The organism is Dyadobacter sp. CY323, assembly GCF_021390245.1.
Lineage (GTDB): Bacteria > Bacteroidota > Bacteroidia > Cytophagales > Spirosomataceae > Dyadobacter.
Genome location: NZ_JAJUXH010000015.1, coordinates 140,400 through 161,502, shown reverse-complemented (window position 1 = coordinate 161,502; position 21,103 = coordinate 140,400). Strand labels below are relative to the sequence as shown.

The window sequence follows — 21,103 nt, the reverse complement described above, 5'->3', positions numbered from 1 at the left end:
ATGCAAAGATCCTGTCGACCTAGCCAGCCTTAAATTCCATTTTTTACTGCAAAATCTATTAATTCGGTGACCTTGCTCAGACCTAGCTTGAAATGAATATTTTTTCGGTGCGTTTTGATGGTAAAAAAACTCAGATGCAGCTGATCTGCAATCTGCTCATTGGTATACCCGTTTTTAATAAGCCTGATAATTTCGATTTCCCGGAAAGTTAAATTCAGCTTTTGGGCAAATGTGTCAATGAACTCGTCCGGATCGCTTTGATACGAGCCGGCAACGGCGCTGTCAAAGTAGAATTCGCCTTTCAGAACAGCTTGAATGCCCGTTAAAAGTTTAGAGGTCGTCGAGTCCTTTAATAAATAGCCGTGTAGCCCGGTTTTTCTGGACTCTTCCAGTAGTTTTGCCTGATTGTACATGGTGAGTACGATCACTTTTATGCCCGGATAATCCTTGATAATCCGTTTGCCGATATCGATACCGTTGATTCCTTTTAAATTGATATCCAAAAGAATCAGATGCGGCCTGAGCTGCTCGATGGCCGGGAAAATATCCTTTGACTGGTAAACTTGTCCGCAGACCATGTAATCCGGCTGCTCATTGATCAGGCGTTTGAGCCCCTCGTTGAAAATATGATGATCATCGACCAGTAGTATCCTGGTCTGACTTGTCAGGCGCATTTGAAACAGAACGATAAGGAATGTCGAGTATCACGGATGTACCAGCTTCTCCACTTTCGCGATGCAGGCTGGCGCCGATATAATCCGCTCTCAATATACTGTTTTTTAACCCCATTCCGGGAACTATTTTGTAGGATTTTTTCGACTTATCGCCAATGCCATCATCTTCCACCACAACTCTCAGAAAATCAGAATAATACAGTAATTGTATCGATGCACGGGTAGCCTGCGCATGTTTGAATATATTTTGGACCAATTCTGATACGATCCGGTACGAGTTCAGTTCTATTTCCAGCGGCAGGCGGTGTATTTCTCCGCTGACAATGAATTGGAATGACGTTGGCTGGGAAGGAATCTCGGCAATGAACTGTTTGAGGGAATTTGCAAGTCCGATCCGCTCAAATTCCGGCGGCATCAAGTTGTGTGAAATCCTTCTCAAATCATCGCTGCCTTTCTTGATCAATGGGTCGAGCTCGTCGAGCTCCTTTGCCACCGAATCGATTTTTACTTTAAACCTGAGATCAGACAGTCTCCGGCGGATGGTTGCCAGCGTGCCGCCCAGGTCATCATGTAAATCTGCTGCAATGCGCTGCCTTTCTGCATCCTGCGTGTTGACAATGGAAGATGTGAATTGTTTCTCCAAGGTATTCAAACCCGTTAAATACCGGTTCCTGTCGCTGATCAGTTTGTAGCCCAGGCCGATCCCCAGAATAACGACTTCAAAAAAGGGCAAAAATGGAAATGACTGATAGTAAAACCAGGTTCGTTCGAGCTCGAAAGTAAGGGTGAGTATGAGCCAGCATGCGCTGATGAACAATGGCAGCATCGCAATCAGATATAGCATTGCTACGCGCTTTTTGTGAATGAATGCTGAAATTACAAGGCTCAGGATCAGCAGCATATCCAACATGGCGACCCCGGAAAGGATCACCGAGCTGGTCCCTGTAAATGGGGTCAGTAACAAATACATCCCAAAACCAAGGACAAGCGTCGCCTGAACAATGAAAAAATAGTACACCCATTTTGCCAGGAATGATCTGATTTCCAGAAAGTGAACAGCAAAAAGGATTGTGAAAAAATTCAAATAGCAGATAAAGACGTTCTTGGTATTGTCTTCCAGAAATGGAATGTTCAAATGAAAATATTGCGTCAGAATTCCTTCCATACTGGCAATCGTGAGTCCATAGGAGATGGTATAACCTGAATAAAACAGTAGTAATCTGTACTTGGTGAACAGATATAGTATCAAACTCAGCAGGAAGGTGAAGGTGAACACACCAAGGCTGAGGTACAAGAAAAAGTCGTACGTGGTGTTAAAGGTGAAAAAATACTCCTCATCAAAAAGCCCGAGAGGTAAGACGATAAAGCTTTCTTTGCGATATACCCGCCAGTAAACCGTAGCACTTTCGAAAGGTCCTAATCTCAGCGGGAAGGAAAAGAACCTGCTTTGGACCGGCTTTTTACTGATATACGTCTCCCGGTTATAGTGCTTTTTTGAGTATATGATCTGCTGATTGCTATCGAGTACATAGTAGCAAACGTCATTGAATTCGTTGTAGCGCAGATCGGCAATCAGGTCCTTTTCTACGGATGTGTTGTTTTGAACCGTATACCTGATCCAGTGAAAGCGACTATCCATTCCAACAGTGGGGATTTCCTGGGCAAGCAGCTTGAAAAATTTTTGCGTTACACTATGAATGCTCTCCTGAGATGGCGTGCTATACATGTAGACATGGCCCGCCAAACTTGTTTTTTCAAAGTCTGGGCCTATTGCGAACGGAATGTTTTGTTTGGAGAGCTTTGAGGTTATTTTGTCAGGTACGGTCTGAGAATAAGCGGGTTGCCACAAGAAAACCAATAGTATTAAGATCAGCCTGAACATAGTAAGGGTTAGTACAATGCACATCCGTCGAAGGAAAGCACCAGCTTGGGTTGACTTAGTAAGGTACTTCAACAATCACAAAGGTGCCTGACCGGCTGACCTCCAAAACAAGATTTCCACCCAGATGAGTCGCTAATAACGAACAGCTAGACAGGCTTTTTTGGATAATGGCTTTCGCCTCCAAAGTGGAGTCGATCTTTTCGTCTGCCTCGACAACGATTCGGAGTTCGCTCTGGCAATACAGTATTTGTAAAGAGCCGCGCCGGACGTGTTCCCTGCGCGAAATGTTCTGTAGCGTTTCTGACGCTATCCTGTAAATGGCGAGCTCCTTTTCCGGAGAAATGGTCCGCTGATTTCCAGCTGTCAGAAACAGGAAACGGGCTCCCTGCTCCGGTAGCGAATCCACCGCATGCTGGACGCTTGCCGCCAATCCGATTCTTTCGAATTCCGGCGGCATCAAAGTCTGAGAAATGCGCCTGAGATCGTGGCTGCTTTTATAAATGAGAGGATCTATATCTTCGACGACCTGCATAGCGAGTTGTTCAGTGCCTTTCAGATATAAGTTTTTCTTCAGGCTGGCGAATTTCAGGCGTATGGTGGCGAGCGTTCCGCCAAGGTCATCGTGAAGGTCGGCGGCAATTCTTCTCCGTTCCAGTTCCTGTGTTTTGAGAATGGAGGATGTCAGTTCACGTTGCAGACTGTGAAGGCCATAAAAGTATTTGTCGCGTTCCCTGATTAGTTTGTTGCCGAGTTCGGTCCCCAACACCACCATTTCGATGATCGGGATGACGAGCAATGAAGTGTAGTATAGCCAGGTCGCCGGAACGTCAAAGAGCATAATAAACACGAACCAAATACAGGTAAGGAAAAAAGGTGCGGTGGCCAAAAAGTAAAGGTAAGCCGCACGTTTATGATGATACATGCCATGAATCATCATCACGAAAATCAAGAGCAGGGAAAGTCCGCCTAGTAAAAAGAAAACGGAAACAAAACCGGCCCCTAATGAAAAGACAGCAATCGTCAGAGCGAGTGCGGGAAGAATACAGGAAAGGTAGTCGGTGAATTTTATGAAACGAATTGAAATGTGATTATCTGCTCCCAGGAAATGTTTTGAAAATTGCAGCAGGAAAAACAGCATGAAACCGGTGGCAACCAGTCGCGCACCGATGGCGATATCAAAAGGATCGATGTGAAAGTACTGAAGTGCAATTCCGTCATTGATGATGCACAGGAAAAAGTAAAAAAGGCAATAACCCGCATAATAGAACAGCACCTTTAATTTTGTGATAACAAACAAGATAATGCTCAGGAGGAATGCCGAAAGTATTACGCCCAGGCACAAAAAAGCGAGCGAATCGTAGATGCGCAGAAACGAGTCAAATGAGTCTTTGCTATACAGCCTGAATGGCGCTACAACACTGTTTTCGTCGCGGTATATTCTCCAGTAAATGGTTGCTTTTGCTTTGGCAGGCAGATCAACCGGGAATGCAAAAAAGCGGCTGGGGATCGGTTTCTTGTTGATCAAAGTCCGTTGACTGAAATGTTCCTGCTGGTAAACGGTTTGATTCTTCTCATTGACAATGTAAAAACATACGTCCGTCAATTCATTCAGATGGAGGTAGGATATTAATTGGCTGTTTTCGGGTGTTCCGTTTTTGATATCCATCCGGATCCAGTGGTAGCGGTTATCCTGTCCAAAGTGTGGGATTTCACGTTTTATCAGGCGGAATGGAGGCCTCTGAGACAGGATCTGCTGAACTCCCAGATTACTGTCGGCAGTGCTGAAAGCATAGACATAGCCGAATAAATCGGATTCGCTAAAACCATCGTTTGTGGTAAAAACATTTGCCTTGCCGGAAATGTCAGAAGGATCCGATTTTTGCGCGCAACAAACAGCAGCAAGACTGAGACAGATGATTAGTTTGAGGAGAGGTTTGAGCATAGAATGATATTTGGCGAAATATACGGGGAGAGGTTGCATGTAAAAAATACCCCCATCGGGGTATTGCTGCAAGCAGGTGTACCAGCTGAGATTTGCAGTAGTAAACCCTTCTTCAGTCAGTGCGTATGAAGTCAATTTTACATTTCGTGGTCGTCATGATGTTCTTATCCTGTCAGCGGGATATTACTATCCGGATCAATGATGAAGAGGAGGAGGAACCGCAGGAAGAAACGGGCGGGCCTGTTGACCCTTCCAATGCAGAGCAACTATCAAAATCGCTAAAAATCGCCGGGGCCGCGCGGGTGGAAAGCCCGGCGCTTCCCGCATCTTCCAGCGTTCCCGACGCGCCGGTTGTACTCAATTATGACCAGACCGTTTCATATAGTTCAGGAAGCACCATTGTTTTGCCGGCCGACATCAGCTCAGTCTCCGGGATTATAGGCGTTTACATACAGGTTAAAGGAGCTGCGCACTATTATGATGTACCCATTAAAAGGCAAATTGACGATGTGGCTTCGATTCCAATCGATTTGTCATCGCTGGTGACCGGAGGTACTTTTATATTAGTATGTAAATATTACGATAGCAACAGAAGGATCAGTGCTGCAAATGAGATCAAAGTTACCGTGACCAAGCCAAGCAATTGTGCGACTACCAAAGTTTCCGGAGGGCAGGGATTGACAAGTAACATTTTTAAACTCGGCAATGCATCCGGCAAAATCAGGATCAGCTACGATACCTATGTCGTTAAAGATAAGATCGACGTTTTCCAGAAAGGGGTGTGGATCGGAGGCACCGGCCCGCAAACTGATCGGAGCACGCTTCGTAAGGCACTGGACTGCAATGTGGCAACTGAGAGTAAGGGATATTTCGGCAAAAAATCGGCATTCCTGTTTAACTACGATCCTGCACTGGGCAGTGATATCGAAGTGGTGGTTTCAGGTTGTGAAAACGGCGGGACGCTATGGCAGTACACATTTTCCTGCCCGGGGGATATTGGAAATTTTGACGTGCCCGTACTTACTACCGCACCGGTTACCAGCATCGGCAGTGACGCAGCCAAATCAGGCGGGTCCATTTCGAATGACAACGGTTCGGATGTTACGGCCCGGGGTATCGTATGGAGCACCACTCCTGGCCCGACGGTTGCTTTAACATCCAAAACAACAGACGGTAAAAGCACGGGTACTTTCACGAGTTCGATGGCGGGCCTGCAACCGAATACCAAATACTATCTGCGGGCTTATGCTACAAACGATGCCGGGACCGGGTATGGAAATGAAATTAGTTTTGTAACGATTGTAAATGTTAACATGTCGTTGGATGGGAAGTGGCTGAGTGCCTCAGGATTAGGTATTGAAATTTCTGGAACCTTAGGGAAATTTTACGCTTTTGGCAGTGCCTGGCAGCCGTCAGTAGATAAAGGTGTGGTCAAAATCGGTGATCAAAAATTCAAAAATATCAGCAAGGTTTCGGCAAACAAATGGAATTTCCTGGAAATGGCAGTGAAGATCACGGCCGGTGTACCTGTCGGACAAGTATGGTCTTATGATGGCGTTATCACCATGAGCAGCGATGGTAAGAGCATTACCACAACGTCGAATACAATGCTGGATGGAAGATCGGAATACTTTACGAACACTTATATCCGGCAGTAGCTATCTCCTCAGTCAAACGGAACCTTCAATAGATTCATAGGGCTGATCAGCCCCACCATACTGAAAAAGTGAGTACGTATATACCGATACGTTGAATGTTGCCATTGTGAAAATACCCCCATCGGGGTATTGCAGGACTTGCTGATTCCATTGCAAATTTGTCATACGAAACCCAACTCTATCATCATTTTTTGGATGAAAAAACTTCTGCTCTTATCATTTTTTTACCTGTTCCTTTTTAGTCTGAGCTGCACGCGGGAAGTCAACGTTCAGCTGCCAGGTCCGGTGGTAGAGGAAGGCCAGATTTCGGGTAGGGTCATTTTGCCACAAAACACAAAAGCAGATACCGCCGGGTTAGTCGTGCTTTCTTCTGTTGGCAGCAGTATCCCGGTGGCTTCCAAATTTGCGCTCGACACGAGTGGCAAGGTTTCAACCACCGTGCTTAACAATAGCCAAGGTGACGTACTCTTATTGGGTTACAACTATCCCGGCCAGACCGATTACAGCATTTCGAGCGAATCGACGGCATTGGCGCTTTTGATGAACACGCTTACGTTGCGCTCATTGTCTTTGTCGGGCAAGCTCGAAATGATCGAAAAGATCAAAGCTGATCCTGCATATAAAGAGCTGGTGCAACAGGTCACCATGGGATTACAGGCAGGTCGGGCCGTTACAGATACGACCAATACCGAAATGATCCAGGCCATTGCTACTGTATTCAAATCCACCACAGGTTTGAGGACAACGGCAACAACCGGATACAAGGATCCTATCAAAATCACGACTGCCAATACGGAAGTACTGCTGCAAAACAACCAGGTAGCCCACACATATGTGGCTGGGGTTTATAAGGATAACAAGGCCGTCGGCCCCAAATATGTGATCGCAGGCCGGACTCTTTTTGCGACCAGCCTTTCAGAAGCTGCGGCCGGTGTGTTTGGCGATGGCTACGGAATTCCTGCGCCCGTCCAGTTTACGCTTTCGGGAAATGGCGAGTATACGATCAAAATCAGGTCGGGTAAACCTTTCGCCGGCGATGAAACATTGGAAAGCCGCATGGCCAGAAATGAAAATGTACACCGGTTCCTGCTGGGCATTTTGCGCGATATTTTCCCGATACCCCTGGATTGTAATGAGGCATTAGTTGAATCTGTACCGGCAACACTGACCAGCATTATGGCTAAAAGAGAAATGGCATTGGAAAATGCGAACTCGGCGGCTGTCTTTGCTGCATTGACTTTGGAGATTACCGGCGAAGCGCTACAAAGTGCCGAGGATCTTTTGGAAGAATGCGGCGGCGACCTGGACTCTTTTAAATTCCTGAAAAGCGTCGGCAAAACATTCTCGCTGCTGGGTATTGCTACCAAATTCATGACCGCAGCCAACATTACTGCACACACTAACGATTTATTTCAGGCCAAAGCATCCATCGACAGCTGTTTTCAGGTGGTGGGATTAAAACTGGTCAAATGCGGCGAGCAGCCGGTTTACCGGGTAGATACGGTGAGTGGCGGCAACCAGAAAGGGGAAGCAGGTAAAGCTTTTCCAAAGCCATTAGTTGTGAAGGTGCGTACCGAAGATGGCAAGCCTGCCATTAAAGCGACGGTCAACTGGGTAATCAAATCCGGCGGTGGCAAAGTAAGCGCAACCGAATCGGAAACCAATTACGACGGCATTGCGCAGATAAGCTGGACGCCCGGAAAAGGGGAGCAGCAATTGGAAGCATATGCAAATAAGGCCAAAGGCTCAACGACAGCGCTCTTTAAAGCTAATGGATTTGACGGCAATGATAGGAAGGTAGAGATCGCCTCAGGTAATAGTCAACAGGGGCAGTATGGTAAAGAACTTGCCAAGCCCCTCACCATCCGTGTATTAAACGGCGAAGGGAAACCAGAGGCCGGTGTAGAAGTAACCTGGAAGATCCTGGCTGGCGGGGGCGATTTCGGGAATTTGCAACGCATTACCAATGCAGAAGGGTTGGTCTCAGCCAATTGGAAACTGGGCCCGTCCGGCGGGCAGAATGTGGAAGTTTCGGTGAAGAAGAAAGATGGGACGCCGGCGGTGGGTTCGCCGGTGGTGTTTACGGCGGGTGGGGGTAAGGAGGGTAGTCTGGGAACGTTGATTTTGGGGACTTGGAAATGGATTAAAGAATATGGCAAGGAAGATGGTCAATATTACGAAGAAACTTATGATGATGCAGAGGATATAGACTATCTCGTCTTCAAAGAAAATGGGGCACTAATTGACCGGACGATTCATGTTCACCGCAATAATGAGCTCGATGAGTCATATGGCAGTTACCGAGTAGACGAAAACAAAAGGGAATTATACATTCATTGGGATGATGATGATGAGGCCTACGCAGGGTCAATTGAAACATTAGATGAGAGTAAAATGGTCTTATTTTCGGAATTTGAAGACGGTTATGGGTACAGCGAATTTGAAAGGGTGGCCGAGTCAGGACGCATTTCAGCATCGAAAGCTAGCTCCGCTAAAAAGACACAGGTACACCGGAAGCCTGACAGCGTTAGAAAAGGACATTCACCAATTCGAGTTCGAGACAAATACTGATCCGGGGTCTAATTTCGGCTCGCTTAACCATGTGCTTTTATGAAATACCAGTCTTTTATACTGATTTTTAAAAGTATTCATCACAAACTTTAATAATCGTTGCAAATGCGGGTTGTATGTCTTTTGTTTTTGCTGCTATCAGGTTCCTTGGCCTGTGCCCAGAAAGAATCTGATTTAATTATTAAGATAGATTTAACCTCATTGAGTGTCATTATTGATGAAATTGGAGAGCAGGATGTTACTTATTTTTTAACAACGGATATTTCCCGCAAATCACCTCTTCGCATCAAACGGGACAAAGTATGGAAGATCATTTATGCGAATAACGACGTCGAACTAATAACGCCGCAAACGGTGACGAAAGCGATTGAGCCTAAGATAAAAAAGGCCATGGAAGAAACTTATTCGGACAACAATAGCAAACCAAACATAACAGAAAACCAAGCAAAACGAATTTCCGGAGGAATATCAAAACCGCATGGTGATTCGATTTCTTTCAAGTCTGAGAAGAAAAAAAACAGGCTTTTTATAGCAGGTAGTGTTACCAGGCAAAAGACAGGAAATTATTATACCGGGCTCGGCCCTTATGAATATCATCCGGGATTTAAAGTGGGCTATGAGCGCTTTGCTTTTAACAAGGGGCGCAGTCCGAATCAAAAGAAATCCAATGCCGGATTTGGCATAGAGATCAATAACTTGTTTGACTACTACGCAGAATACGAAGATTTTACGCTCGAAAACGACTATTATAAGGGCTCCAAACATATCCTTAGTCCTTATATTTTTCGGGAATTTGACATCAAAAGGTTTTTCACTTTTGGTATCGCCGGCGGGCCATTTGGTTCGGTTACCTGGGTATCATCGGCCAGTTCGAACGATATCAACCCAAGTCAGTCAGCAGCAAAGGTAGGAGGAGGGCTTCATTCGTCGGAGTACATACAGAAATATCTCGTACAAAATCGCCGTGGCCTGCGAACCCTTTATGTGAGGATGGGTTTTGACCAGTATCTCACAACAACGTCTGGTTTCAACGGTACATTTTGTTTAGCAATTGGCTTTTAAAGCTTAGGATTATGAAGAGAAGTTTTACATTCTTGATGACTTATGTCGCGATTTTTACGATTGCCTTTGGGTGCGATAGTAATTTTATGACAGACGATTTCGATGATTTGTCTGAAAAAATAAAGGCTAAAAACACTGGATCAGGTGGGGGCCCAATTTCTCCTGGTGGATCTGAGGAGGAAGGAAATCAGGGAACGCCGGGAACCGGGAATGTGAATCTGGCCTGCGGCAATGTGTTGCCGAATGGCTTTCAGTGTATCGCATCACAATCCGGAGCTTCAACAACTACAACATACAAAATTCCGGAACTCGTTGGAGCCTGGGATTCAAAGGATTTTGATTTTTGTGTCTCTTATTCCAGTGACGGAACCGGTGTGATAACCTACAAAGCGAGCGGGTTTAGCCCAGGTAGTGTTCAGAATATTAAGTGGGGTGCGATGGTTAATTCAAAAGGCGAACTCATCAAGTCCAACGCGGGAACAATTTACATTGTGCATCAAAGTACCGGGAGTACGCCCGTCGATTCACAAATCGCTGTCCTGAGTTTTAAGCAGTCAACAAAACAATGGTATGGATTTGACCTGGTGCCTGTGTCTTCCTGCGGTGGTGTCGCTTCAGGGAAAGGAACAATAATGGTCTGGTGCAGTCTACCCGAATATGGATTTCCGAATGGCCACAATGTGATTAACGTCAGTATTTCCAGCGTTGGTGGTACGGGATATGTATCTGCTGGCCAATATAAATCAGCTCCTGCCTGCGGAGCAACGTATTGTTATACCCGGGAAGTGACACCGGGGGAACACAGGGTAAGCGGCAAAATTTATTTTATAAAGCCACTGGGAGGGGAAGCACCTCCACCATATAGCACATCAAAAACAGTTACTGTTTATGCAAATCAATGTACAACTGTGGATTTGCAATGATGGCTGCCAGTTATAATGATGTTACGTACGTGTCTTCAAGACCAGATTTAAACCCCAACAACTCTACTTAAATATGAAAATAATTTACCTAATTCTGTTAACTGCTTTATGCAGCACTTCCACCCAAGCCCAGGAAACCCTTTACTGGTCCAACGGCAGCAGCTTCCCCTTCAAACTCATCGAAGCTACCGAAAGCATCGTAAAAGTGGGTGAGATGAAAGGGGAGCGGATGGTGAAGAGGAGTGTTCCCCGGGAGAATGTGCTGGTCGCATTTAATGCCCGTGGTAACTATCTTTTGGTCTCGGATCTGCCTTCCGATCCTGCACAGGCTTCGCAGCAGATTATGAATTTTTATAATGCGGCCGGACCGTCAAATGATTTACTTGTGCAGGCTAGTCCGCTCAAAGTCATCGAATGCAACATCAGCTACAAAAGCGATAATGTGGTAAATTACAATACGCCGCAGGGTAGTACCGCGTCGATCAACAGGAATGAGCTGGCGCTGATCATTTTTAAAGAAGGGCACCACGAATTTATCTTACCCGCCACCGATGCAGCCCCATTACTGGAAAGCGCAAAAGCGCAGGTACAAAAGGCGATCAGCCAGCCGGCAAAAAAGTCAGTCCCGCAGGGGCAACCCAATGTGACTGCTGAAAAGATGGTAGAGACAGCTTCGGAACAGGTTGCGGCTCCTGCACAAAAATGGAATGAACCCGTGGCGCAAAAGCAGCCTGAGCCAGCAGTTCAGAAGCCGGCGGAGCCAGTTGTTCAGGCAGCAGCTCCAAAGAAAGGTTTGTCTGAGGAAGAGATCAGTTCGTATGGTAAAAAGGGCATAAAAAAAGTGGATGAATTCGTCCAGTATCTGAACATCATCAGCGACAAGAGCATTGATCCCGACAAAAAGGATGATGCCATCGAGCAGGCAGTCAAATTGTTTCTTGCGGACGCTACCATCGAAGTTTCTTCCTCCAACCGGCAAGGGAAGCGGAAGTACCCGGTTAAAGACTATCTGACCAGGCTCAAACTGCTTCCTTATAGCTCGACCAGTATTGCCTGGAACGAGGTGAATTACGTGAAAGACCTGACCGAAGCCAGTGATGGGAACTATTACGGAACGATCACTGGATCGCAAACTTTTACCGGATACGGCACTAATAATCAGGATGTCATGTATAGCGATGTGACCCAAAAGAGTGTCAAGGTGAAACTGCAGTCTTACAAGAAAACGGTGGAGGGGCAGCAGACTACCAACTGGGATATTTTACTGGGTAATGTCGGAATTAGTGTAAATCAATAGAAAATGCGGCGGTTTATTTTTTGCGCAATCGGGCTGTGCGTGTCCTTTATGGTCGGGGCGCAATGCGTGAACATTTATGGAGATGTAAGAGATGCTTATACAGGTAAACCAGTCGCAGGCGTTTTGATCAATCAAAAAATGAAGGGGAAACTTCAACCACTTTCACGAACTTCCGCCATGGGGCAATTCCAGGCATCGCTCGGATGTGGTGCAGAAGGCATTAGTCTGGAAGCAAAAGGGTACCGCCCCCAGATTTTGCCGGTCAATCTGATCGGGCAGGCTGAAAGTAATGGATTTCAGGTTCCTGTTAAATTGGTGCCGATTGACAAACAAGCGAGCGACCAGCCGTATTTTCAGGAGCAGCAGCAGTTTGTTTCACTATCTAATGGACTTACGAATTCAGTACAGCGGGCCACCAGGTTGTTCGAGGTGACCGACGCGCTGACGGGCAAAAAAGTGCAGGCTGAATTGTGTTTGTTCTATACCAAATCAGGCAAAAAGGACTGTCAGCAGCTTTCCGGCGAGCAACCGGGGTATGAAGTGGATTTTACCAGTACAGACATTGTGGCCATCGAGGTAAAGGCAAAAGGGTATCAGGATTATTTCGGAAACCTGATCATGGATCGGCTGGACAACAAAAAAAGCAAATACCAGATCAGGCTGAGTGCCCAGTTCTCTATGCTCTCGTTGACCGTCAAGGGTGGTGACCAAAAGGTAGAATGCCAGCTCTCGGGAAATAGGCCGGTTTCCATGATTTCAACGGATGGGATACACTTTTCATCGGAAATTCCTGCGGTGGGAAACTACCAGCTGGTTGTGAAAACCAAGGAGGGCGCAATACTGCATTCAAAATCGTTGGCAGCTTCAAGTGGGATGAATCTTTATGCGGTCAATATTCAGTCGGCACGAATTGCAGAGAAACCGGCACGGATTCCGGAGCTGCCGGTAACTGCGATCGAGAGCACCCCTCGGACAATCTATTTTGACAAAAGTGATTACAAACTACGTGAAAAGAGCAAAATCGTACTGGATTCGCTGGCCAGCTGGCTCAGCCAAAATCCTTCGGGGTACCTGAATATGATCGGCCATACCGACAATGTGGGTAACAGCAAACTCAATCTGACACTCTCCGAATACCGCGCTCGGCTGGCCTACCATTTCCTCGAACAACGTGGTGCGGACGTAAGTCGGGTAACGTATACAGGAAAGGGTGATGCATTTCCTGTGGCGCCGAATGACAGTGAGGCCAATAAAGAAAAGAACCGCAGAGTGGAGATACAGCTGTGGAACAAACCTTAAACCGAATGGATATGCGAAACCTATACCTGGCCATTTTATTACTTTTCACCTCACTGTTTTGCGTTGCGCAAACTAGCCAGTCGGATACCATTTACCGGGTGGACCGGTCGAAGATCGCAGCCGTTATTGACGAAGTATCGACGGAGGAATTACTATACTTTTTGCCGGGAGATAAGGATCAAAAGAAGATCAAGATAGCGCGTGGGGAAGTCTGGAAAGTAGTTTATGTAAATGGCGAAACCGAAATTTTTAATTTGCCGGGCCCGCTAAAAACGGTAAATGACAAGCTTTTCCTGAAAAACGGCGAGAGCTTCCAGGTGAGCATTCAGGAAGTGACAGCAGAGGTAGTCAGGTTTTCTCTTGCAACCAATGAGCAAAAACAGCTCCCATTGACGCAGGTCGAAAAGATCGTTTATGTAAATGGAATCGAGCATAGTTACGCGCAGGAGCCGGAGGCCACGCCGGTTCAGGCGGAGACGAAAGCAGCTGCGGCAGCTGTTTCCGAAAAGCAAGAACCGGCGCTTGTCACGCCACAAAAACCGGTCGCTGTCCCAACCGCGCAGCCCGCGCCGACGAGCGAGCCCGCAGCAGCCAGACCCAATGAGATCATCATCAAAATACAGCACGAACCTGCGCCTGAGAATTCAGGTAAAGAACCTCGGCAAGAGCACAAAGGTTACGTAGGTATCCGTGTCGGCGGTTCGATGACATCATTCTATACGGGTAAAGTAGCGTGGCCGAAGAAGCCTTTTTACAATTGGGAAGCAGGATTGGGATTTAGTCTGGCCAGCACCAAACATTACAATGCCCGCCTGGAACTGGTTTATGCCAACAAAGGCTCCCGGGAAACATCATCAGATCAGCAGCCCGAGATCACAAGCCGGACAAAAATCACCTACGGACAGGCAAACCTGCTGCCCCTCATCCTGAAAGCAGGCGGAAGCAAGTTGAACCCGGCGATTGGAGTAGGGGGCTACTACGCCTACCGGATCAAGCACGTCTCTGAGTTTAAGGAAGCGGATGGCGAGTATGAGGCCGACGATCTGACCCAGGACCTGATCGATCACAAATTTGACTACGGTGCCCTTGTGATGCTGGCGTTCTATTCCGGGGACAGGCCCTTGCTTGAATTCCGGTACGAGCATGGTCTGGCCGAAGTGATGAAGGGTTTGAAAGTTAAAAATAATGGACTAAGCGTATCTCTGTTTCTCAAATTTTAGAACCTGTCAATTTAGAACCTATGCGTTGCTTTATACTTTTACTTTTGACCCTGTTTGCCGTTTCAGTTCGCGCGCAAACTTCCTCCGATCAGATCTATAAACTTGATAAAACGAGCATTCAGGCTGTTGTGGACGAAATTGGCGATACGGAGATCATTTACTTTTTACCCAAAGACACTGCAAAGCATACTGCCCTGCGCATTTCCCGGAAACTGGTTTGGAAGATCGTTTACGAAACCGGAGAAACGGAGCTGATCAATGCGCCCACGCCTGCAACGGCAGCAACAGCAAAAGAGCCAACCGAAACCAAAGAGTCAGCCGTGAAGCCAGACCGGATCTTTCTTGCAAACAAAACAATGATCACGGGCAAAATAACAAAGGTCACCAAGGATAAGATCGAATACACACGCCAGGAATCCGGGCCGAGCTATGAAGTAGCACGTAAAAATCTGACGAGAATTGAATATGGCAATGGACAGGTGGAAGATTTTGCATCCGTAAAGCCGGGTGCGCTTGCGAAACTTTCTGTTACGGCGGGCGTTGACGGGAATTATCTGCTGGGTTCGAAGATATGGACCGATAAGGAGGAGGGTGCGGGGTTAATGACATGGCTGGGCGGGAGCGTGAGGGGCAATTACCAGCTCGGAAAATCCATTGCTGTTTTCCTCGCATTAGGTTACAGCCAGGCATCGGTTCAGAAAAACTATCTGGCAGGGGAGGAGCTGCTTTACAAGCAGGAAATGACCCTCGCCGGACCGAATGCGGGGATAGGTATTAAATACTTTTTCAAAGAATCGCTTTACGTGGTCGCACAGGGAAAAGGCAATTTTTTGAAAGCCAAGACATTGATTTTTGAAGACGGGGAGGAAACCAAAGACCAATTGTCGGCCGCCTGTCCTTCTTTTGGCATCGGGTTAGGCTTTACCAAAAAGATCTCGCGGGTAGTGGTGGAAGGAGAACTGCATTATCAGCTGATGCAGAGCACGTTTGAATCCGTGACGGATCCTTTCCACATGGTCGGAGCCAGGGTTGGTATTGGAATGGCCGGTTTTGGGAAAAAGTAGGTGGTTTTTTACGAATGAAGCTGTAAGCAGGAATTTAATTGGGATTAATAATGAAAGCAAACCACATTAGAATGCGCTTTTATGCCGGTATTTCACTACTGATTGTAAGTACGCTTATTGCCTCTGAAACTGGTTTTGCGCAGGATACGCTAAGCATCCGCGACCAGCAGGAAATCCAGCTTCTGGCGCAGCGGAAAGTAGAAAAAGGGTTAGGGGATTTGCTCAATACGATCGCATTTGAAGATCTGGGTGATTTTGAAAGAAAGGCGCTGAGAGCGGATAGTTACGGCAGCTCGCCCAACAAAATATTCTTCAACGAAAAAGTGATCGTCGAAAATGACGTAAACCCGGAGCATACTTCGAAGCAAACGGGCGCAGATGTGACCGTAGAGCGGTATCTGGCCGATTTTGAATTGTTTTATCCAAAAAGCATAGACAGGACCGTCTCATTTTCAGAATTTAAGGTTTCAAAGCTCAAAAAGTCGGATTACTATTATGTGAAAGTTTATTTTCAGTCGCGGTTCGGGGGGACGCATTCCCAGATCAAAACCCCTTATAAGGAAACGGCCAGGGTTGCGGAGGTGAGGGCGGAAAAGAAGGGGAAGAAATGGCTGACATTCATAACCAGCCTGGGTTTTGCCACGCAGGCGGATTCCGTGCAGAATACATTCAATGATGTCGTGTTAAGTGCCGTGCCCGTTTTGACAGATAGCAGCCGGGAAAGCCAGGAAATAAATCCGGCCGACCTTGCCAGGCAGAAAGAGCGCGAGACTGAAAAAAGAGCGCTGGAAGAATACAACAACTGGCTTACTAACGGTGACAATGCCTTTGCAGCCAAAGATTACGACAAGGCACTGGAAGCGTATACCGAAGCCGAAAAACGGAACGATTTCGATGATCTGCTGCCTAGAAGGAAGATTTATCAGGTTAAGAGAGCATTTGAAAGGGAAAAGCAGACCCAGGTGGAGCTGTTGAGGGAATATCTGGCAAAAGCGAACATTGCTCAGAAAACAAGGAGCTATACCGAAGCAATCGGATATTTCAAGAAGGCTTACGAATTAAAACCTGACTCGACCACGCTGGGTGAGACTATCAAGACACTCAACCAGAAATCCAGCCTGAAAACCGAGCTGGATGAAAAATACAATCTGGGTAAATATGCCGAAGTGATCAAGGATTACTCCCGTATCCTGAAAAAGGAAAAGAATAATTCGGACCATTACCTGGGCAGAGGCCTGGCCTATGCGGTTACCAATGATCACGACCGTGCATTAAAAGATTTCACACAGGCGATCGAACTGGATTTTGCCAACCTGGCCGCATTGCGGGCACGTTCCGAGTTGTACACTTCCAAAAAGGATTATCCCAAAGCCGCCGCTGATCTGACCAGCTATCTGAATATCGACCACGCGGCAGTTGACATTCTGACCAGACGTGCCAGGTTAAGAACGCTGACCAACAATAAGACCGGTGCATTGGAAGATTACTCCAAGGCAATCGAGCTAAACCCAGCCAGTGCGCAAACTTATTTTAACCGCGCATTATACCACATTCAGCAAGAAAATTACTCAGCAGCAGTAATAGACCTGACAAGTGCCATTGATAAAAATCAGTCGTATAATGAGGCCTATTACCAGCGTGGTTTGTGTCAGATCAAGCTCAGCCGCCCGGAGATCGCAGGAAAGGATTTTGCCAGAGTAAGACAACTGGGCATCACCGAAGAGCAAAACAAAGAGATCACATCCATTGCATTACAGTATTTCCACATCGCGTTCGGGCGATTTAGCGAAAAGAATTATGGCCCCGCAATCACCGGGTTTGATGAAGTGATCCATATTTTGCCTAATCACTCACAGTCCTGGTACCACAAGGGGCGGAGCCTGGAAAAAGTGAGTGACACGCTTGCGGCCATGGAATCTTATGACATGGCAATTCTGCATTTGCCGGATTATGGTGAAGCATATCTTGACCGGGCTTATCTCTGGTTTTATATGGGTAGATACGAAAAGGCCGAGAAAGACTTTCATAAAGTAGTCCAGATACAGCCTTCCAATTACCTGGCAGTGAAAGGTGAGGGCGATGCGGGTTTTGCATTGAAAGCTTATGACCGGGCCATTGTTTCTTATGAAAATATTAAAGCAAACGAAAAGAAAATAGGGCAGTCGCTTACTTCCCAGCAGCTTGCGAGTGTTTACAATAATTTGGGTTCTTCCTATTTTTTTACTGAGCAACCAGAGAAAAGTATTGAGGAATTCGATCGCGCGATCAGCCTTAACGCAACGTTTTCTGATGCATATTACAATAGGGGTAAAGCGTATGAAAGTACTAAAAACCTTCGCCGCGCGATTTCTGACTACAAAAAATCCACTGCACTCGATGCCACCAACTCATTGAAATATTTCGCACTGGGCAACGCATTATACAGTGATGAAGCCTACGAAGAAGCTGGTCGTGCCTTTTCCGCTGCCATTGAAAACGACCAGGACAACAAGTATGAGCTGGCCAGATCAACCGCGCGCAGGGCCGATTGCTTCATTGCAATGGCCCAATACAAGAATGCAGCGGCTGATTATCTGAGCGCATTTGCATTGGATTCAGCAACGCAGACTCCGGAGGGGAATTATAATCTGGGAGTTGCATTCCTGCACCAAAAGGAAGCAAACCAAAGCTTGAAATTTCTTTTAGCGGTTGGTAACAAAGACCGGCTCAAAGGTCTGTCATATTATGCAATTGGCTGCGCATATATTTTGCAGCGTAAAAACGAGGAGGCCTTGAAGTGGTTCGAGAAGTCATTTCAGACCGGGTTGATTACAAAAAGCTACATCCGGCGGGACAAGCTTCTGGATAGTGTTGACAAATCCTTCGCAAGTACTGCGGCATTCAAGGATTTAGTCAATCAGAATGTGATTAAGTGAATGCTGCACGCAGTGTCAACACCTAAAACGCCATGAACTTTCCAGAAATCGGCGCGGATGTACAAAGTCTATAACCGTTGTAGAGTTATATTTGCCAGTCTGCTAAAAAAAGCAGAAAATGCATTTAGCTCACTATGAAAGTTTTTACGTTTACCTTACTGATTTTACTGACTTCCGTCATCTATGTTCAGGCGCAAACCATCACCGGCAGTGTTGCAGACAGACAAACCAAGCAACCATTGGCCTACTGTTCTGTTGCACTTTTCAAAAGCCTGGATTCTACTTTGGTTACCGGATTGCTAACGTCTGAAAAAGGTGCTTTTAAGTTTGAAAATGTAGCGTTTGGCTCATATTACCTGCAAACGCAATACATCGGTTATAACAAGGCGAAGGCATCAATACCCGATTTTTCCGGCCAAAATCTGATGGAAATGGGGCTGATTGCAATGGATGCCGATCCCAGGACTTTGCAGGAATTGAATGTTTCGGGTCAGCGCCAAACACTGGAAAATAAAGTCGACCGGCAGGTTTACCGGGCAGATACGTTTTTAAGCAGCCAGGGTGGCACCGCTACTGATGTTTTGAAAAACACACCGTCAGTAACGGTTAGCAGCGAAGGCGACATTACCCTGCGCGGTTCATCGGGATTTCTGGTTTTGATCAATGGCAGGCCCGTGCAAACCGACGCAGCAACGATCCTGAACCAGATACCAGCCAACACGATCGAAAATGTCGAAGTGATCACCTCGCCTTCGGCGCGGTTTGATCCGGACGGAAAATCGGGCATTATCAACATTACCACAAAAGCGGCGCTGGCCGGAACCAGGTCTTTTGCGGCCAATGTTCAGGGAGGCTTGCCAGCAATTTACCGTTATGATAACCTGCACAATCCGTTGCGTTTCGGCGGAGATGCTACACTTAATATTCGTTCCGAAAAATGGGACCTTAGCCTGAGTGGTAACTACTTGCGCAATGATATTGCAGGCCAGCGTAGCGGAGATGTAAATACGACCATTAATAACGTTTTCACCTCGTTTCCATCCGATGGCGAGCGGAGTTTTATCCGCTACAACAACACCGCACGCGGCTCTGTTTCCTTTACACCTCGTTCCAGTGACACGTTTTCGGCGGGATTTTACACCGGATACCGTTCCCAGTCCCGCCGTGCCGACATTGTTTACAACAATACGAAAACTGACCTGGCCACAGGGAGTGTCGTAGGCCGTATAACTTATTTCAATTCAAATGTGGCACGAAAGTCGGGCAGGATCACATTGGGGAACCTGGATTATACACACACGTTCGGTAACAAATCGGCGCTGGCTATTTCCGGACTGGTCGAGAACGCAGGAATGGATGGGCTTACAACGAATATCAATCTTACAGAGCCTTCCCGCAATGTGGTTCTGCAAAATAGCCGGAACCCGAGTGAAAACCCATTAAATGCATTCCGGTTGAAAGCGGATTATAGCATTAACGTCGGCTCCGGAAAGCTAGAAACAGGTTATCAGTACCGCAATCAGGTCCAGAAGGGGACTTTCCAATACCTTGATTTAAACCTGGAAACCGGGTTCTTTAATATAATCCCAGAGTTCAGCAGCAATACCAAAGTGACCAATCAAGTCCATTCTGTTTACGGGCAATATGCGGCAAAGCAGGCCAAACTGGAATACATTGCCGGTTTGCGTTACGAATATTCTACCCGCGCATTCACGGCCGGCAGACAGGATACCCGGAACCTTGATTTATCTAATCTTTTTCCTTCACTTAATTTACAGTACCAGTTTACCAAAACACTGCGCGCCCGCGGTGGTTACAGCAAGCGTGTGCAGCGGGCGACAAACAGTGAGCTTAACCCGTTTCCCGAACGCGAACATTCAGAAACGCTTGAATCAGGCGATCCCGATATCCTTCCCGAGTTTATTGACCTTTCAGAGCTGGGGATCGTCAAGGATTTCAAAGAAGGCAGCGTTTTTGCGACCGTCTATAATCAGCGTATTAAGAATGTTGTGAACCGGGTCAACAGTGTGTATAACGACACGATTTTAAACCGCATTTATACGAATGCGGGTCTTGCAACCTCCTGGGGGCTTGAAGCGGGCAGTACATTGAACATTGCAAAATGGTGGCAGTTTTATGCCGGGGGAAATGTATATCACTACAAAATCAGAGGTGCGTTATTCAATAATGAAGTCCATGTGAACACATCCAGCTGGATTTACGCGATCAATGCCAACACGACATTCAAATTTGCCCCGACTTTTCAGCTGCAGGCATCACTGAACTATTTGTCAAAGCGGGTTACTGCCCAGGGAGAAGATTCGCGTTTTGTCACCCCCCACCTTTCAGCCAGAAAAACCTTTCTGAAAGGAAAATTGGCCGCCACACTTCAATGGCAAAATGTTGATCTCGGGCTCATTGGTTCAAACAAGCAGCGGATCACCACCTTCGGAAAAGACTTTTTCACGACGACCAACTACATTCAAGAGACTGATATCTTCCTTTTAAATGTGAGCTATAATCTCAACCAAACCTCGAAAAAGGCCAGGCTGCCAGCCAGCGAGTTTGGAGAGAGGGAGTTTTAGTTTTGAGGGAA

13 protein-coding genes are annotated in these 21,103 nt (G+C 46.7%); 10 read left to right on the top strand and 3 right to left on the bottom strand.

The genetic code is table 11. The features are described from left to right. Nucleotides 1–29 precede the first annotated feature (29 nt). The 3 genes from LZG72_RS20290 to LZG72_RS20280 are packed head-to-tail and all read right to left on the bottom strand — an operon-like array spanning nucleotide 30 to nucleotide 4,498. Nucleotides 30–674, bottom strand: coding sequence for a response regulator transcription factor (locus tag LZG72_RS20290; RefSeq protein WP_233876527.1), 645 nt, complete (start codon nucleotides 672–674; stop codon nucleotides 30–32). Then, nucleotides 634–2,556 carry a 7TM diverse intracellular signaling domain-containing protein gene (locus LZG72_RS20285; protein WP_233876526.1) on the bottom strand — a complete coding sequence of 641 codons (1,923 nt, stop codon included), beginning with the start codon at nucleotides 2,554–2,556 and terminating at the stop codon, nucleotides 634–636. The genes LZG72_RS20290 and LZG72_RS20285 overlap by 41 nt, the downstream gene beginning before the upstream one ends. Before the next feature lie 55 nt (nucleotides 2,557–2,611). Further along, nucleotides 2,612–4,498, bottom strand: a complete 1,887-nt coding sequence (locus LZG72_RS20280) for a 7TM-DISM domain-containing protein (RefSeq protein ID WP_233876524.1) — start codon at nucleotides 4,496–4,498, stop codon at nucleotides 2,612–2,614. A 125-nt stretch (nucleotides 4,499–4,623) separates the two neighbouring features. Here LZG72_RS20280 and LZG72_RS20275 point away from each other — a divergent pair, with 125 nt between their 5' ends. From LZG72_RS20275 to LZG72_RS20230, 10 genes are all read left to right on the top strand, one after another. Then, nucleotides 4,624–6,156 (top strand): hypothetical protein, encoded by a 1,533-nt coding sequence (locus LZG72_RS20275; protein ID WP_233876522.1) that lies wholly within the window; start codon nucleotides 4,624–4,626, stop codon nucleotides 6,154–6,156. Nucleotides 6,157–6,351: 195 nt separating this feature from the next. Beyond that, on the top strand, nucleotides 6,352–8,727 hold the full coding sequence (locus tag LZG72_RS20270; protein WP_233876520.1) for a lipocalin family protein: 2,376 nt from the start codon (nucleotides 6,352–6,354) through the stop codon (nucleotides 8,725–8,727). Between the two features lie 201 nt (nucleotides 8,728–8,928). Continuing rightward, entirely contained in the window at nucleotides 8,929–9,789 is an 861-nt protein-coding gene (locus LZG72_RS20265; protein ID WP_233876518.1) for a hypothetical protein, read from the top strand. Between the two features lie 11 nt (nucleotides 9,790–9,800). Continuing rightward, nucleotides 9,801–10,712 carry a hypothetical protein gene (locus tag LZG72_RS20260; RefSeq protein WP_233876516.1) on the top strand — a complete coding sequence of 304 codons (912 nt, stop codon included), beginning with the start codon at nucleotides 9,801–9,803 and terminating at the stop codon, nucleotides 10,710–10,712. A gap of 73 nt (nucleotides 10,713–10,785) precedes the next feature. Then, complete coding sequence (locus LZG72_RS20255) at nucleotides 10,786–12,009, top strand: hypothetical protein (protein WP_233876514.1); 1,224 nt, start codon at nucleotides 10,786–10,788, stop codon at nucleotides 12,007–12,009. Nucleotides 12,010–12,012: 3 nt separating this feature from the next. Then, complete coding sequence (locus LZG72_RS20250; RefSeq protein WP_233876512.1) at nucleotides 12,013–13,308, top strand: OmpA family protein; 1,296 nt, start codon at nucleotides 12,013–12,015, stop codon at nucleotides 13,306–13,308. Nucleotides 13,309–13,319: 11 nt separating this feature from the next. Further along, nucleotides 13,320–14,528, top strand: a complete 1,209-nt coding sequence (locus LZG72_RS20245) for an outer membrane beta-barrel protein (protein ID WP_233876510.1) — start codon at nucleotides 13,320–13,322, stop codon at nucleotides 14,526–14,528. Nucleotides 14,529–14,548: 20 nt separating this feature from the next. Further along, on the top strand, nucleotides 14,549–15,592 hold the full coding sequence (locus tag LZG72_RS20240) for a hypothetical protein (protein WP_233876508.1): 1,044 nt from the start codon (nucleotides 14,549–14,551) through the stop codon (nucleotides 15,590–15,592). Nucleotides 15,593–15,642: 50 nt separating this feature from the next. Continuing rightward, the gene (locus LZG72_RS20235; protein WP_233876506.1) at nucleotides 15,643–18,507 is read left to right on the top strand and encodes a tetratricopeptide repeat protein; all 2,865 of its coding nucleotides are present in this window, start codon (nucleotides 15,643–15,645) and stop codon (nucleotides 18,505–18,507) included. A gap of 134 nt (nucleotides 18,508–18,641) precedes the next feature. Next, nucleotides 18,642–21,092 carry a TonB-dependent receptor domain-containing protein gene (locus LZG72_RS20230; protein ID WP_233876504.1) on the top strand — a complete coding sequence of 817 codons (2,451 nt, stop codon included), beginning with the start codon at nucleotides 18,642–18,644 and terminating at the stop codon, nucleotides 21,090–21,092. Nucleotides 21,093–21,103: the final 11 nt, after the last annotated feature.